The organism is Ruegeria arenilitoris (assembly GCF_013030265.1).
GTDB classification, from domain to species: Bacteria; Pseudomonadota; Alphaproteobacteria; order Rhodobacterales; family Rhodobacteraceae; genus Ruegeria; species Ruegeria arenilitoris_E.
The window spans coordinates 264,159-279,369 of record NZ_WPZQ01000004.1 but is presented as its reverse complement, the minus strand read 5'-3'; the positions used below and the strand labels follow the sequence as shown (position 1 = coordinate 279,369).

Below are 15,211 nucleotides of genomic sequence, written 5' to 3'. Positions count from 1 at the left end.
TTCCTTAACTGGGTTTTGCTATAGTGATCTGTGTCACATCGCAATTACCCGTGTCAAAGGCTGCGCCACATGCGGTTAAATAATAATTCCACATGCGGCGAAAACGCTCATCAAACCCCATATCGGCAATCTGATCCCACTTGGAGTTGAACGTCTCATACCAGCGGCGCAGCGTCAGATCGTAGCTCTGCCCGAACTCTCGCGAATGCACGATATTCAGGCCAGCGCGAGCTATCTGTTCTTTGAGCACTTTCGGCGCGGGGAGCATACCACCCGGAAAGATGTATTTCTGAATGAAATCAACGCCGTTCTTGTACACGTCCCACCTGTGATCAGCCACTGTGATGATTTGCAGTGTTGCCTGACCACCCGGCTTCAAACGTTCACGGACCGTATCAAAGTATACAGGCCAATATTTTTGTCCGACGGCTTCGAACATCTCGATTGAGGCGATACCGTCATATTGTCCCTGCTCATCGCGGTAGTCTTGCAGCTTGAACTCGACCTGATCGGAAAGCCCTGCCTTTTCAATTCTTTGCCTGGCAAACTTCAACTGTTCCTCACTGATGGTGAGGCCTGTCACTTTCAATCCACGTTCTTTCGCTGCATATTCGGCAAAGCCACCCCAGCCACAGCCAATCTCCAGAATGTGGTCGCCGGGCTTGGCTCCCATTTCGTCTACCATACTGGCGTATTTTGCGGTTTGGGCCTTCTCCAGGCTTTCCTGGCCCGTTTCAAAGATGGCACTGGAGTAGGTCATCGTGTCATCAAGCCAGAGACCGTAGAACTCATTCCCGAGATCATAGTGGTATGAGATATTCTTTTTGGCCTGCGCGCGATTGTTTCGGTGCAACCAGAACCGCAGTCGCTCATATGCACGCACCAGGAACTTACCGGTGAAATCGTCATAGACCGCTTCGGTCCCTCTGTGCACGAGATCCATGAAGGACCGCAGATCTGGTGTGCTCCACTCGCCTTCCAAATAGGCGTCAGAAAAGCCTAACTCTCCCTCCCGGATCAGGCGGGCAAATACGTCCGGATCGTGAATGTCAACTTGTGCAACAGGACCGGACTTTGCCCCTTCGGCGCGAAACACGCGACCGTCCGGCAGCGCAATATCCAATCTGCCCGACTCCATTCGGGTCAGCATCTTGAAGACTTGCGAAAAATATCTCGGCAGGTTTTCCTGCCCTTCAGTGGTCGTCAGGATCATCCGCTCTCCCCTCTGCGGTCCTGAGTCAAAGCTAGGACGCGATTCTGTTTCTGGCAAGTTTTCAATTCCTTACTGGCGATTTTCGGGTTTCGTACGCTGTCAGAGCGCGGTTTCGCCCAGCCTGCAATCCGACGATGGGTTGAGGGTAAATGTCGCTGGCGTCTAATCCCCACGAACGTGGCACTGCGTTGAAATACGCCAGAGAGGTCGCTGATGGGTCAGACTGACCTTCGGCGATCCACTGCCGGAGGTAGCTTGAATTGGGGTCAAACTTTTCTTGCTGCGTTTGGGGATTGAATATCCGGAAAAACGGAGCCGCGTCCGGACCTGAGCCAGCCACCCATTGCCAGCCCATCGCGTTGGCAGCAGGATCCCAATCAATCAGGCAATCGGCAAACCAATCCATACCGATCTTCCAATGTGTCATAAGGTGCTTGGTCAAATAGCTGGCAACCACCATACGCGCCCTGTTGTGCATGCGACCCGTCACGTACATCTCACGTAGTCCGGCATCGACGACCGGAATTCCGGTTCTTGCCTGCTTCCAAGCGACAACCTCAGGCAGTTCGGGGTCAGTGTTCCATGGAAAGCCATCCCATTCTTCCCGCCAGTTGCGTGTCAGAAGATGGGGAAAATGGAACATCAGATGATAAGCAAATTCGCGCCACACCAACTGTCGCAGGAATGCTTCGGTCCCCGATGCGCCGGTTTGGCCGGCATTCTGTACTACGTGCCAAATGGTTCGCGGACCAATCTCGCCCAATGACAGGTATTCCGACAGGTTCGAAGTGGCGTTTTCTGCCATCTGATCCCTTCGACCCGGGTAGTTTGCAACTCGGCCCAGAAAACTAAAGAGATGGTCATGCGCCGCCTTCTCACCCGGCTGCACAAAGGGACGCACAACTTCCGCTCCGCGGTTCATTTCGCGCCCCAGCTTCCATGAAGTCAGGTCTTCCGATGCGGGCCAAACCGCTGGTGGAATCAGCTGTTTTGGCGCAGGCTCAGGCGTCGGCACGGCTCTGTTTTGAACTGCACGCCACATGGGTGTGAAAACGCGGAACGGCTGTCCCGATTTTGTTTCTACGGTCCAGGGCTCGAACAAGAGGTGTCCGGAAAATGACTTTGCCTCAACACCGGCAGCTGTAAGCTGCGCTTTGATGTGCTTGTCGCGTTTGATCGCCTCGGGATCATAAGCCCGAGACCAGAAAACCGACCCGGCCCCGGTTTCGGCAACAAGGTTCCGCAGTGTTTCCAGTGCTTGGCCCCTACGGAGAATTAACGAGCTGCCAGTTTGTGACAACGCCTCTGAAAACGCATCAAGCCCCAGTGACAGCCTCCATTTAGGAGCCGCACCAAGCCCTTCAGCAAGTTCGTCCAGAATGAAAACCGGGATGATAGGCCTGCCGCTTTGAATGGCAGAACTCAAAGCCGGATGGTCCGACAGGCGCAAATCCCGTCGGAACCACAAAATGATCGGAGACCGCTCGTCTGTCATAATCGCCCTGTGTTTTCTTCCGTATACGGTACAGAGCGAAAACTGGATTACAAAACGCGGTCAAGTGCATCCAGTAATTGATCAATTTCCTGTTGGGACGTGTAATGCGTAAAGCTAAGACGCAGCACACCCTGATCCGGCTTTACTCCCATCGCCTGCAAAGCGCGCACAGCATAGAAATCTCCGCCGCCCGCCATCACTCCCATTTCGGCCAATTCCGATGCGACCGGACCTGCCTCTCGATTAAGCGCAAGCGCGACAGTGGGTGCACGACGTGTTGCATCTGAAGGTCCGATCAGACGCAAGGCATTCCGATCTTTCACCGCATCAAGCACTGGCTGCAGCAAAGCAACCTCGTGCGCCCGCATCAGATCATGCACGAATGCACCGCGCTGAGACGCACCCCCATCAGGGCCACCGTGATGTTCGCACAGTTGATCGACATAGTCGGCCATACCAGCACTCGCAGCGATTTGCGCATGGTCGGGCCCGGCTGGTGTGAACCTTTTGTACAGAACATCTGCATTAAAGTAATGTGCCTGATTGGGCAGCAGCTCACCCAATGCGCGACGAATGACCATGCACCCTTGATGCGGACCATAGGTTTTGTAAGCCGAGAACAGATAAATGTCGGGCCCCAGATCACCCACATTCGGGAAACCATGCGGCGCATAGGACACGCCATCCACACAGACGAACGCGCCTGCCGCATGCGCAATCGCCGTGATCTCAGTTACAGGGTTGATTTCACCAACAACGTTCGAGCAATGCGGAAAACAGACCAGCCGCGTTTTCTCATCCAGCAGGTTTTCCAGATCTTCTGGGTTCAGTGAACCTGTATCCGGGTCTATCTTCCATTCCCGAACTTCTATCCCATCTTCTGCCAGCCGGCGCCACGGGCCGGAGTTTGCCTCGTGATCCTGATTGGTCACAACAATTGCCTCACCCGGCTTCATCCATTTACGGAAAGCCTGAGCAAGGACGTAGGTATTTTGCGTTGTGGACGGACCAAAGCTCAGCTCATCCGTATCGACGCCCAGCAATGCGGCCATACGTACGCGCGCTTCATCCATTTCCTCACCAGCCAGACGGCTGGCGTCATACGGCGCATAAGGCTGCACCTTCCGCTGTGTGTAAAACCTGGTCAGCCTGTCGATGACGGGTTTGCAGGTATACGATCCGCCAGCGTTCTCAAAAAATGCCTGTCCCTGCAGGCTGGGTTCGGAAAACGCGGGGAATTGTGCCCGTACAAAATCAATGTCCAGCGCGCTCATCGGACATAGCTCCTCAATCAAGTCCCATACCACGCCAAGGCCCAAACAAGGCTTTCACCTCGGCTTTGTAGCCAACCGCGCGGCATCCTCGACAAAGGATTGAAGCATCACGGAAATTCCTTCAAGCGGAAACATCGATACTGACGCTTATGTAATATCCAGCACAGTCCGCTGCCGAACAACAACCTGATGACGTATCTTGTCATCAGTGCATGAGATCGTTGCCTCATCCACAAATAACGAGGTTTCTCATGGACTACTCTCCCAAGGATTTTCTTGTCTGGGGCGAACTGCCCGTCAGCGACATGGACAAGGCAATGGCGTTCTATTCATCGGTCACAGGTGGTGATCTGCAGCTTGACCCGAACTGCCCCAGTCCAATGGCGGTTTTTAAACCCGCAAACCCCGAGACTGGAGTTGCCCTGCACATCTACCCCGGCAAACCCGCAACCAACGGCAATGGCCCTACCCTTCACCTGGCTGCCCAAGGTGTTTTGGAAGATGTCATGAAACGGGTGGAAAGCGCCGGAGGGCAGGTTGTGTCTGAACCCATCCAAATCCCAGCAGGGCGTTTTTTCTACGCCAAAGATCCGGACGGAAATTCGGTCGGTTTCTTTGAGAACCAGACCTGATGAAAAGGCCCCGGCAACCCGCCGGGGCCCCTTTTTTACTTAGTGCATCACTTGCGGCGCTTTTCGTTGGCCAGTCCGATGAAGATCGAAACGCACATCAGGACCAGAACGATCGCGAACGGGAAGCCCGTTGCGATTGCCGCAGCCTGCAGCGCACCCAGTCCGCCACCCAGCAGCAGCACAACCGCGATTGCACCTTCCAGAATACACCAGAAGACACGTTGGGCTGTGGGGGCATCGGTTTTACCTCCAGCAGTGATGGTGTCGATCACCAACGAGCCCGAGTCCGAGCTGGTTACGAAGAACACCACCACCAGAATGATACCGATGAAGGAGAGCAGACCAGTCATTGGGAATGCTTCGAACATCTTGAACATTTTCAGTTCAAGCGCAGCATCCGACAGACCCTGACCCGAACCGGACAGAACCTGATCCAGTGCCGCACCACCAAAGACGCTCATCCACAATGCACCAACAACAGTCGGGATCAGGATGACGCAGATTACAAATTCACGAACTGTACGGCCACGCGAAATACGGGCGATGAACATACCGACAAAAGGTGACCAGGAAATCCACCAGGCCCAGTAGAAAGTGGTCCAGCCTTGCATGAAGTTGGTGTCTTCACGACCAACCCAGTTGGACAGTGCGGGCAATGCAATGACGTATTCGATCATGCTGTCGAAGAAACCCGTCAGGATCGCGACAGTCGGACCAACGATCAGAACCAGCAACAGCAGTGCCGCAGCAAGGATCATGTTTGCCTCGGACAGACGCTTCACACCCTTGTCCAGACCCGCAATGACCGAAACCAGTGCAAAGGCGGTGATCAGGCCGATCAACAGCACTTTCATCCCATCTGTGATCGGAACATCAAACAGATAGTTCAGACCAGCCAAAGCCTGTGTAGCACCCAGACCCAGCGAAGTTGCCAGACCAAAGATGGTCGCAAACACTGCCAGAACATCGATGATATGTCCCAGTGGACCCCAGGTCGCCTCACCAAACAGAGGATAAAAGACCGAGCGCATGGTCAACGGCAAGCCGCGGTTGAAGCTGAAGAAGGCCAACGCAAGCGCAACCACTGCATAGACAGCCCATGGGTGCATGCCCCAGTGGAAGATCGTCGCGGCCATTGCCAGCCTTTTGGAGGCTTCGGGATCTTCGAGGCCCGCGCCCAGCGGCGCCCAGTCCGTGCGGACACCGTCTTCGCCTACAGCGACACCACCCAACGATGAGCTATAGTGCGAGATTGGTTCCGCGACACCCCAAAAGACCAGACCGATACCCATGCCTGCGGCAAACAGCATCGAAAACCAGCCAGCATAGCTGTAATCCGGTTTTGCATCGTCGCCGCCAAGGCGGATCGAACCGTATGGTGTCACGATAAGAATCAGCGAAAACACAACAAAGATGTTTGCCGCAATCATGAACACCCAGTCGAAATTGCTGGTCAGTGCCGGACGAAGCCAACCAAAGAATTCGGCCGCCTGCTCGCGAAATACGAGCGAGAAGAACACGAAAGCAATGATGGTTAGACCCGAAACAGCGAAGACCGGATTGTGGACGTCCAGACCCATGATCTGGACATTGTCCTGACCGACCTCATAGTCGGTTTCCGAGTTATCGGACATTATCTCTTCCTCTCTGATTTAGTGCCTTTCTCATCAGGCAAGGAAGAAATATGCGTCACATCTGCAGAGACTGAGTAGGCGTCAAAAACGACATCCAGTTCGCTTTTCGTGCAAAAACGACACGCACTTTATCGACGTGAAATGCCGTTTTCGCTAACAGTTTTTACGCAGTGTGGGTGGTGGGTGTCCGGTTTCGGATGCAAAGAATCACCAATGGCGAAGCAGCCGGAATACCGGTCTTAGCCCTGGACTTTGGTATAGGTGCCCTCACCCGCCAGAATGCCACGGAAGCCGCCGGGCTCATCCAGACCAAAGACGATCAAGGGCAAATTGTTGTCCCGTGCCAATGCGATAGCTGATGCATCCATTACCCGCAAACGCTTGGCCAACACATCATCATAGGTCACGGTGTCATATCTCACAGCGTCCGCATGGGCCTTTGGATCTTTGTCATAGATGCCATCCACACCGTTTTTGCCCATAAAGATCGCCTCGCAAGCCATTTCATTGGCGCGCAGGGTGGCTGCAGTATCTGTGGTAAAGTAGGGATTGCCGGTCCCGGCGGCAAAAATACAAACCCGCTTCTTCTCAAGGTGACGGACGGCGCGACGACGGATGTAGGGCTCGCAAACTTCGTCCATACGGATCGCTGAGATCACCCGGGTGAAAACGCCGACGCCCTCAAGCGCGGACTGCATGGCCAGTGCGTTCATAACAGTGGCAAGCATTCCCATGTAGTCGGCCGTTGTCCGTTCCATCCCCTGGGCCGAACCTGAAAGACCGCGGAAGATATTGCCACCGCCGATCACCATGCAGATTTCAACACCCAGATCATGAACCGACTTCACTTCCTGCGCGATGCGTTGAACCGTTGGAGGATGAAGCCCGAATCCCTGATCCCCCATCAGCGCCTCGCCCGAAATTTTCAGCATAACGCGATTGTACTTTGTTTTTGGGGCGTCGGTGGTTTCAGTGGTGGATGACAGGCTCATGTTGCGCTCCGGGCTGGCACGGGTTTATTTTCCGGCGCAAAATGAAGCAAAAGCCACGCAGGTTCAATGCGAATGGTACGGAACAAGGCAACCACAGATGCACGAAGATTCTGCGACCCGTATTTGTGACATGTTGCCATCTATTCCTGATGGCAAACCGGTGCTCATTGCCGGCCCTACCGCATCGGGAAAATCGGCGCTGGCCTTGCAGATTGCCGAGCGGCATGGCGGCGTGATCGTTAATGCGGATGCAAGCCAGGTCTATGATTGCTGGCGAGTAATCTCTGCCCGACCCTCGCTTGAGGAAGAAGCACAGGCTCCGCATAAGCTATACGGTCACATCACCTATGACCAAACCTACTCCACCGGCCACTGGTTGCGAGAGGTTACCCCGCTCCTTCAATCAGGTCAGCGCCCCATTATTGTAGGTGGTACGGGGCTATACTTTACTGCCCTTACCGAAGGCATGGCAGATATACCCGCAACGCCTGCAGAAGTTCGATCAGAGGCTGACAGTTTGTCATTGGACGTCCTGTTGCAAGGCGTGGACCGAAAGACGCTTGATGGGATCGATGTGCAAAATCGGGCGCGGGTACAGCGCGCATGGGAGGTTCAGAAAGCGACTGGAAAATCTCTGCGCGACTGGCAGATGGACACCCCACCGCCGATACTACAGCTGAGCGACGCTGTTCCGATTGTTTTTGACACAGACAAAGACTGGCTGCTGGATCGGATCAACCGCCGGTTTGACCTGATGCTGCAAACCGGTGCGCTGGAAGAAGTCGAGGCCATGCGCGGGCTGTATGATCCCGCGCTTCCTTCGTTTAAGGCAATCGGAGTGCCAGAGTTGATAGCCTATCTGGATGGGCAAGTTTCACTCGATCACGCCAGAGAAAAGGCGACAATCGCGACGCGGCAGTTCGCCAAGCGCCAAAGGACATGGTTCCGGGCTCGCATGAAATCCTGGAATTGGATCGTCGCCTCAGCTTGATACTTTAATCCACCGACATTACCTGCGACCGGGAAGTTACCGCAAACACACGACAAATTGAATGCCGTGGTATGCAGTATCTTGCGATCAGAAACATGTCGCGAATCCGGACAGAAACACCGTCTGCGGTTTTATTGATTACCAGTCAACTTTCGCCATCAATGTCGTTTTTGTATCGTGGATGACGATTTCGAACATTGACCTTGTGTAAATTCTGGTGCCGAATGTCGTGCATGGGGATGTTTAGAATCCAAAAAAGAAAACCCAAGGAATTACCGATCGGCTGCATCCGATCAGAGTAGTTCGAACGATCTTCAAGATAAAACTGTGTCACAGGGAGACATTCATGGAAAACACTACAATGACCGGAACACCGATTCATTGGGCAGCCGAGATGCATGCCCAAGAGTATCGGGACGGCAAACTTAATCGCCGTGAGTTCCTGACGCGCGCGACCGGCCTTGGTGTGTCGGCGGTAGCTGCTTACGGAATGATCGGTTTACCCGCCCCTGCAATGGCAGCAGGCGAAGACGTCAAGAAAGAAGGCGGCACTCTGCGCGTTCAGATGAGCGTTCGCGCCCTGAAGGATCCGCGCACCTATGACTGGTCCGAAATGGGCAACCAGAGCCGCGGTACCTTGGAATACCTGGTCGAGTACAACTCGGACGGTACATTCCGCGGCATGCTGCTGGAAGGTTGGGAAATCAACGAAGATGCAACCCAGTACACGCTAAAGCTTCGCCCGGGTGTGAAGTGGAACAATGGCGATGATTTCACTGCCGATGACGTGGCGCGCAATATTGCCCGTTGGTGCGATAAATCCTCGGAAACAAACTCCATGGCGGGCCGCTTTGCAACGCTCGTGGATGAAGGCACCGGTCAGGCCATCGACGGCGCAATCCAGGTTGTCGACCCGCAGACCGTTCAGCTCAATCTGCCAAAATCGGACATCTCTCTGATTGCGGGTATGTCGGACTATCCGGCGGCTATCGTGCACAGTTCGTTTAATGAGAACGACCTGACTAACAACGTAGGCACTGGTCCTTATGTGATCGAAGAGCTGGAAGTTGGTGTTAAATGCTCACTGGCCCGTAATGAAAACCACACCTGGTGGGGTGAAGAGGTATTCGGTCGTCCGGCTCTGGATCGGATCGAGTACACAGACTACGGCACCGACCCGTCTGCATGGCTGGCGGCGTTGGAATCCGACGAAGTCGATATGCTGCATGAATCTGTTGGTGAATTCATCGACGTGTTGGATGGTCTCGGATACGAAAAATCCGAAGTGATCACCATGGCAACCCTCGTGATCCGTCCGAACCAGCTGGCCGAAGTGGATGGCAAACAGCCTTATGCTGACAAACGCGTTCGCAAAGCGCTTCAGATGGCAGTCGACAACGAAGTCTGTCTGGAACTGGGCTATGGTAATCGCGGCTCGTCCGCTGAAAACCACCACATGGGACCGGTTCACCCGGAATATCCCGAACTGCCCAAGCAGCCTGTAGATGCCGCTGGCGCGAAAAAGCTGATGGAAGAAGCAGGCATGGCCGATTATGAGCATGAACTGCTCTCGATCGACGACGACTGGCGCCGCAATACAACCGATGCCGTCGCTGCGCAGCTGCGCGACGCGGGTATCAATGTTAAGCGGACGGTTCTGCCGGGCAACACCTTCTGGAACGACTGGGCGAAATATCCCTACAGCTCGACCAACTGGAACCACCGTCCTCTGGGCGTCCAAATTTGGGCACTGGCTTACAAATCGGGCGAAGCCTGGAACGAGTTTGGCTGGGCGAACCCTGAGTTCGACGCAATTCTCGACGAAGCTCTGGCCATCGCGGACGCGGACAAGCGTCGTGAGGTAGCAGCCCGTGGTGCCGCGTTGATCCAGGAAGAGGGTGTAACCGTTCAGCCGTATTGGCGCGCTCTGTACCGTCACATGAAGGACGGTCTGGTCGGAACGGACATGCACATTTCGTTCGAACACCACCAGTATAAGTGGGGTTGGGCCGCCTAAGCCCGATCGGCAATACAAGCTGGGGTGCCCTGAACGGGCACCCTTTCAAGCCGCAGACGCCCGGCGACCCTCCGGAAGTCCGAGGCCAGCGAATGGTCCAATGATCTGCGGAAACACCTGAACAACAGGGGCCATCATGGGACTCTTTATCCTCAGACGGTTCGGGGTGATGCTGTTGACAGCATTGTGCCTGACCTTTGTGGTCTTCTTTCTGACCAATCTCTATCCGAACCTCGAGAAGCTTGCCAAAACGCAAGGCAACCAACGTATGTCCGATGAGCAGGTGGAAACCTGGCTTGCGAACCGAGGGTACCGAGAGCCCATGCTGCTCAAATACGGTCAATGGCTTGGCGTCGTACCGGGTTTCACCAATACCCTTGACGACGGTCAATTCGTTGGCACCTGTGTCCGCCCCGGCTCAACACCCGAAGACACCCCGCGTTATTGTGGCGTTCTTCAAGGTGAATGGGGATATTCGACCGTCTTTAAAGATGATGTCGGAACCATCGTGTCCAAGCGATTGGGGAACACAGGATACCTGATGTTCTGGGTTTTGGTACTGATGGTACCGTCGGCGTTGTTGGTTGGCGTACTGGCCGGCATGCGCGAAGGATCGGCTCTTGATCGCTCGTTATCTACATTCTCGATCATCACGACGGCGACGCCGGAATATGTATCGGGCGTGATCTTCATCGCCATCTTCACCTCGTCCACCGTTGGCCTGAAGTGGTTCAAAGGAACCGCGACACAGGCAATGGAGAACCCGACTTTCGAGAACTTCTTCCTGCCGGTTCTGACCATTGCCCTTTACGGGATGGGATATATCGCGCGGATGACACGTGCTTCGATGACCGAAGTTATGACCGCGCAGTACATCCGAACCGCCCGCCTCAAGGGCGTATCGTTCTCGAACATCGTCATGAAGCACGCGCTACGCAATGCGCTGATCGCGCCCTTCACAGTCATCATGCTGCAGTTCCCATGGCTGCTGAACGGCGTGGTGATCGTCGAGACCCTGTTTAACTACAAGGGCTTTGGCTGGGCGCTGGTTCAGGCTGCAGGGAACAACGATATCCAGCTCTTGCTAGCCATTTCGGTTGTCTCCGTATTCGTGGTTCTGGTCACGCAGCTGATTTCAGATATCGGCTACGTCTACCTCAACCCGCGCATTCGCATTTCGTAAGGGAGGATAGATCATGGAACCTCTTAGCTGGACCGGCTCTATCGCCTTTCTCAACCCAATCCTCATGATCGCGCTCGTGCTTCTGGCGCTGTCGATCGTGCTATGGATTTTGGCAAGTATCTTTCAGGCTGAAGCACCCGTATCAGTCAATGCCGATGGAACCCTGAGTTCCGGAGGTGGCTTCCGCGGGCTTGCACAAATGGCGCTACGCTATTCTTTCATGGCTACTGTCGCAGCCGCTGTCGCTTATCTGGTACTGGGAGTATTGCTGGGAACAAGCGCAGGTATCGTGGGCGCCATTTCCCAACAGTTTTTGCCCGTTTGGGTGTCGCTGATCATCCTGTTTGCCATGTCCGTCGCCTTCAAACGGCGTCTCGGCCTGTATGGCAAGCTGTTTGACAGCCCGATTGGCATGATCGGCTTCGGGTTGGTGATGTTCTGGGTTTTCACCGGAATTTTCGGTGCGCTCGACCTCATAGTGACCCACGATCCCTTGGATCAGGTCTCCGGTATGAAAAACAAAGTGCCCGGCACACCCCTGCCAAATGCGGAAGAGGGTGAGTTCGCCTGGTACCTTTTGGGCGGCGACAACCTTGCTCGTGACGTATTCAGCCGGATGGTCAAGGGCGCTTGGATTGTTGTGCAGATTGCCCCGCTTGCAACCCTGTTTGCATTTATGGTGGGTATCACCCTGGGCCTGCCCGCAGGTTACTATGGCGGGCGTCTGGATACCTTCCTGTCGTTCCTCGCCAACCTGATCCTCGCCTTCCCGGTCATCCTGTTGTTCTACCTGCTGGTGACACCAGAGATCGTTGCAACAGGCGTGCCGAACTATATGGCTGCAGTGCTGTTCATCTTCCCGATCCTGTTCATCGGGGTTTTGCTGAACTCGCGCTACTACACGCGTCCCAAATTCCGAACACCGCTTCTGATCGGAGTTCTCGGTATCGCTATCTGGCTCTATCTGTCGCTGATCTCGACCGGTGGATATATCGTCAACACGGAAACCTATCGCATCTGGGGACTGCCCATCTATCTCGACCTGTTCGACATTCCCGGTGGTATCCTTGTCGTGTTCGTTTCGGTGGTCTTTGTGAACTCGCCTACGGTGTTCCGTATCGTTCGTGGTCTCGCACTGGACATCAAAACACGCGACTACGTGGCAGCGGCACAAACCCGTGGTGAAGGCCCATGGTACATCATGCTGTGGGAAATCCTGCCAAACGCACGTGGTCCGCTGATCGTCGATTTCTGCCTGCGCATCGGCTACACCACCATCCTGCTGGGAACCTTGGGTTTCTTCGGGCTGGGTCTTCCGCCGGAAAGCCCGGACTGGGGTTCAACGATCAACGAAGGGCGTAAACTGCTCTCGATCTACCTGCACCCTGCCCTTCCTCCTGCCCTCGCATTGCTATCGCTGGTTCTGGGTCTGAACCTGCTGGCGGATGGCCTGCGTGAGGAAAGCTTGAAGGACTGATGTGATCAAGGCCGGGGGCTTTGCTCCCGGCCTCCAATGACATTTTAGCCAGATGATGGGATTTCCCTGACTCTCGCGAGGAGATGCAAAGATGAACAAACTGGCGGACTATGACGGCCCGATCCTTGAGATCGACAAGCTGTCCATCTCATTCTTCACCCGCCTTCGGGAAATTCCGGCCGTGATGGATTTCTCGGTTAGCGTACAACCCGGCGAGGCCGTTGGGCTGGTGGGTGAATCCGGTTGCGGTAAATCCACCGTGGCACTGGGCGTTATGCAGGATTTGGGCAAAAACGGTCGTATTGTCGGCGGAAGCATCAAGTTCAAGGGCCGCGATCTGAGTGAGATGACGACCGAAGAGCTGCGCGATATTCGTGGCAACGAGATCGCTATGATCTATCAGGAACCTATGGCATCGCTGAACCCGGCGATGAAAATCGGCAAGCAGCTGATGGAAGTGCCGATGATCCATGAGGGCGTCGGCAAGGAAGAGGCTTACGCCCGAGCACTGGAGGTGGTCACCGACGTGCGCCTGCCTGACCCCGAGCGGATGCTGAACTCGTTCCCTCACCAATTGTCGGGCGGCCAACAGCAGCGGATCGTGATCGCGATGGCGTTGATGTCGAAACCGGCGCTGCTGATATTGGACGAACCAACAACAGCGCTGGACGTGACCGTTGAAGCCGCTGTGGTGGAACTGGTCAAGGATCTGGGTAAGAAATACGGCACCTCGATGCTGTTCATCAGTCACAACCTTGGTCTGGTTCTGGAAACCTGTGACCGGCTTTGCGTGATGTATTCGGGTGAAGCGGTCGAGCGCGGTTCGATCCATGATGTATTCGATGAAATGCAGCACCCTTACACACAGGCGCTGTTCCGTTCGATTCCACTGCCCGGAGCAGACAAGAACTCGCGCCCACTGGTGGCGATCCCGGGTAACTTTCCCCTGCCCCACGAACGGCCGCCGGGTTGTAACTTTGGCCCACGCTGTGACTATTTCGAGGAAGGCCGCTGTGACGCTCAGGATATCGTCATGGAGGCTGTTCCCGGGAATGACCGGCATCACACGCGCTGCCTGAAGTTCCAGGAGATCGACTGGAATGCGCCGATCACCGTTGGAGAGCAAAAGGAAAAAGGCGAAATTGGTCGCACCGTCCTGAAGATGGACAATCTCAAGAAGTACTATGAGGTTGCGGCAAACGCGCTGTTTGGCGGCGGTGAGAAGAAGGTCGTCAAAGCGAATGAAACCCTGAGTTTCGAAGCACACGAGTCCGAAACGCTGGCTATTGTGGGCGAATCCGGTTGCGGTAAGTCTACCTTTGCCAAGGTTCTGATGGGGCTTGAAACAGCGACCGACGGCCAAATCCTGTTGGACAACCGCAACATCGAAGACGTGCCGATTGAAGAGCGCGACGCCAAGACAGTTGGCGAAGTTCAAATGGTGTTCCAGAACCCGTTCGATACGCTGAACCCGTCCATGACAGTTGGTCGCCAGATCATTCGCGCACTCGAGATCTTTGGCGTCGGTAATTCCGAGGCAGAGCGCAAGCAGCGTATGCTTGAACTTCTTGACCTCGTGAAATTGCCGAGGGCTTTTGCCGAACGCATGCCGCGCCAACTTTCAGGTGGCCAGAAACAACGCGTTGGTATCGCCCGTGCGTTTGCCGGGGACGCCCGCATTGTGGTTGCGGATGAACCTGTGTCGGCGCTTGACGTGTCGGTTCAGGCAGCAGTAACCGATCTGTTGATGGAGATTCAGCGCGAACAGAAAACCACGCTGCTGTTCATCAGCCACGACCTTTCTATTGTTCGTTATCTCAGCGACCGGGTCATGGTCATGTATCTGGGCCATGTGGTTGAGTTGGGAACAACCGATCAGGTCTTTGCACCGCCCTATCACCCCTATACCGAAGCCCTGCTGAGTGCTGTGCCGATCGCGGATACGTCGGTTGAAAAAGAGCATATCGTTTTGGAAGGCGACATTCCGTCGGCGATGAACCCACCTCCTGGATGCCCATTCCAAACACGTTGCCGCTGGAAATCGGAAGTGCCCGGTGGTTTGTGTGAAAAGGAAGTACCCCCGGTACAAACTCTTGCGGGTGGCCATCAGGTCAAATGCCATCTGGCAGAAGACATCCTTGCCCGCATGGAACCGGTGATCAAGATCGCCGCGGAGTAATTTACCTCGTCAGATCAGAAGGGGCCGGTCTGAACCGGCCCCTTTTTTTGTGCTGAGTTCTTCCAATTGGGGGGAGGCTAAACTCATCCGCACAAACTGATCGTGAGTGGCGTCTTGGTGGGAC

At 54.9% G+C, this 15,211-nt stretch carries 11 protein-coding genes; 6 read left to right on the top strand and 5 right to left on the bottom strand.

Going from position 1 to position 15,211, the window contains the following annotated elements; genetic code table 11:
* Positions 1–4: 4 nt before the first annotated feature.
* From GOX61_RS09000 to GOX61_RS08990, 3 genes are all read right to left on the bottom strand, one after another.
* Positions 5–1,213 (bottom strand): SAM-dependent methyltransferase, encoded by a 1,209-nt coding sequence (locus GOX61_RS09000; protein ID WP_170333000.1) that lies wholly within the window; start codon positions 1,211–1,213, stop codon positions 5–7.
* 61 nt (positions 1,214–1,274) lie between these two features.
* Complete coding sequence (locus GOX61_RS08995; RefSeq protein WP_170332998.1) at positions 1,275–2,708, bottom strand: cryptochrome/photolyase family protein; 1,434 nt, start codon at positions 2,706–2,708, stop codon at positions 1,275–1,277.
* A 47-nt stretch (positions 2,709–2,755) separates the two neighbouring features.
* Positions 2,756–3,982, bottom strand: coding sequence for an aminotransferase class V-fold PLP-dependent enzyme (locus GOX61_RS08990; protein ID WP_170332996.1), 1,227 nt, complete (start codon positions 3,980–3,982; stop codon positions 2,756–2,758).
* Between the two features lie 251 nt (positions 3,983–4,233).
* Here GOX61_RS08990 and GOX61_RS08985 point away from each other — a divergent pair, with 251 nt between their 5' ends.
* Complete coding sequence (locus GOX61_RS08985) at positions 4,234–4,614, top strand: VOC family protein (RefSeq protein WP_170332994.1); 381 nt, start codon at positions 4,234–4,236, stop codon at positions 4,612–4,614.
* 47 nt (positions 4,615–4,661) lie between these two features.
* On the opposite strand, the gene GOX61_RS08980 is transcribed toward GOX61_RS08985, so the two are convergent.
* Both GOX61_RS08980 and pyrH read right to left on the bottom strand, forming a co-directional pair.
* Complete coding sequence (locus tag GOX61_RS08980) at positions 4,662–6,248, bottom strand: BCCT family transporter (protein WP_170332992.1); 1,587 nt, start codon at positions 6,246–6,248, stop codon at positions 4,662–4,664.
* A gap of 239 nt (positions 6,249–6,487) precedes the next feature.
* A complete protein-coding gene (gene pyrH, locus GOX61_RS08975) occupies positions 6,488–7,240 on the bottom strand; it encodes a UMP kinase (RefSeq protein ID WP_155143741.1) in 753 nt (250 codons plus the stop codon).
* 97 nt (positions 7,241–7,337) lie between these two features.
* Here pyrH and miaA point away from each other — a divergent pair, with 97 nt between their 5' ends.
* From miaA to GOX61_RS08950, 5 genes are all read left to right on the top strand, one after another.
* Positions 7,338–8,231 (top strand): tRNA (adenosine(37)-N6)-dimethylallyltransferase MiaA, encoded by an 894-nt coding sequence (miaA, locus tag GOX61_RS08970; protein ID WP_254436805.1) that lies wholly within the window; start codon positions 7,338–7,340, stop codon positions 8,229–8,231.
* Positions 8,232–8,577: 346 nt separating this feature from the next.
* Positions 8,578–10,248 carry an ABC transporter substrate-binding protein gene (locus tag GOX61_RS08965; RefSeq protein ID WP_155143744.1) on the top strand — a complete coding sequence of 557 codons (1,671 nt, stop codon included), beginning with the start codon at positions 8,578–8,580 and terminating at the stop codon, positions 10,246–10,248.
* A 136-nt stretch (positions 10,249–10,384) separates the two neighbouring features.
* Positions 10,385–11,431: an ABC transporter permease gene (locus tag GOX61_RS08960; RefSeq protein WP_155143745.1), complete on the top strand. Its 1,047-nt coding sequence runs from the start codon at positions 10,385–10,387 to the stop codon at positions 11,429–11,431.
* Positions 11,432–11,444: 13 nt separating this feature from the next.
* A complete protein-coding gene (locus GOX61_RS08955; protein WP_170332989.1) occupies positions 11,445–12,908 on the top strand; it encodes an ABC transporter permease in 1,464 nt (487 codons plus the stop codon).
* 91 nt (positions 12,909–12,999) lie between these two features.
* On the top strand, positions 13,000–15,087 hold the full coding sequence (locus GOX61_RS08950) for a dipeptide ABC transporter ATP-binding protein (protein WP_155143749.1): 2,088 nt from the start codon (positions 13,000–13,002) through the stop codon (positions 15,085–15,087).
* Positions 15,088–15,211 lie beyond the last annotated feature (124 nt).